General features: G+C 56.5%; 1 protein-coding gene. It reads left to right on the top strand.

Annotated features, from left to right (window positions below; all coding sequences use genetic code 11):
- Positions 1-37: 37 nt before the first annotated feature.
- Positions 38-1,629 (top strand): hypothetical protein (locus AC1DY5_RS54825; protein WP_478122562.1); only part of this gene is annotated, 1,592 nt, incomplete at its 3' end.

Genomic DNA, 1,629 nt, shown 5'->3' on the forward strand with positions numbered 1-1,629 from the left:
CTCTATGGCGTTGTAGTCCGGAAGTATTCATGTCAGGATGAAACTCCTCGACCAACCACGGATGGAGGGCAACATGGCAGGCGAAGCAAACAGCAATGCAGGCAAAGGCCTCAGCCTGATGATGACGCTGAAGGAGCCTGGCACGCTGGGGGACCTGAAGAGTCCGGATGGTTGGCTTGCAAAAATGCAGGGTGCCATGAACGATGCCCTGAACGGGCTGCGATGCGTGCACTACGCGCGCATCCTGCCGCTGGAGGATCAGCCGCCGGAGGATCAGGGGCCGCCTCTGAGCGAACGTGGGGTCGTGCTATTCATCATGGAGTACGACGGAGAAAAGAAATCCTTCCTGACAGATTTTGCGAACGCGCTCCCCGCCCACTTGGGCCAGATTCTCGAAAAGATGAATGGCTGGCCGGTACCCAATCCTTCCGACGATTTCCCATCCAACTTCTTACGCTACGTCGAAAAGTGCGAGCAGATGGAGGCTTCACTTTTCTCCGGGTACAAGGGAGTTTCCGTCGTAGACATCCTCAAGTCGCACCCGGAAGACAGCCACGGATCCAGCAGTTCTGTCAGCGATGTCGAAGATCACACGCGGCAAAAGAGCGCCGGGGAGGCCTTCAACCTGGTGATGGATTTGGACGATCCATTGAAGCTGAGGGACTTGATGATGAGTCTCGCAGCCCCAGAGAACAAGGCTCGAATCGACGAAGCACTCGCGTCATTAGACTATGTTCATTTCGCACGCTTCTTGCCACTTRTACTTCCACCGAGCCAGGTCGAGCCTCGCGGGAGGAGCCTCCTCCTGATCGTCACGGAATTCGATGGCGTCATGGATAACTATGTGATGGACTTTGCGGCCGCACTGGACCGCGAGTTCACCATGATCATCGGCTACATGAAGGGGCGCCCTCTGCTGCCGGTGAGCAAGCATCCTCACGGGTTCTGGCAATACGTGAAGACGCACCTTCAGAAGCCGGCCTACTTCTTTTCCTCCTATCCGGGAATCACCGTGCTCCAAATTGCGGGAACAGGAAAGCCAAAGAAGCTTCCGCATGCGCCCATCGCCCCGAAGGTCGATATTGCTCAGGAAGACGTGCAGGCCAACGTCCTGAAGGGCTTCGGAGCCGATCGAGCATTCCACTATCACCTCAAGTTCCAAGACGCGGCTAGCGCGAAGAAATTCATCCGTGAACTCCAGGTCACGCCATCCCTCAGCAAGTTGGCCGATGGGACTACGAAAAAGGCTGACAGTTGCATCAACATCGGCTTCACGTGGGCCKGTCTGCAAACTCTTGAGCTCGACGAATCAATACTCAACGCATTTCCGGAAGCATTCCGTATCGGCGCTGCCGGCCGAGCGGATCGCGTGGAAGATAAGCACGCAAGCGCGCCAGAAAAGTGGGAATTTGGTCGTGCGGGTGAAGGCGATAAGGAAGGCGAGGGGAAGCGTGTTCATGCGGTAGTGTCACTTCACCTGAAGCCAGGCATCGACCCAAAGAACCCGCTTGCGGATCTGGAAAAGATGATCGAGGGCCACGGAATCACGTTTGAAGATCGACTCGGAAGTGCCAAGTACGCACAAAATGGCGAGGCTCTCGGTGGGCACCGTGTCCACTTCGGGTACCG

This window comes from Variovorax sp. P4_D9 (assembly GCF_056401695.1).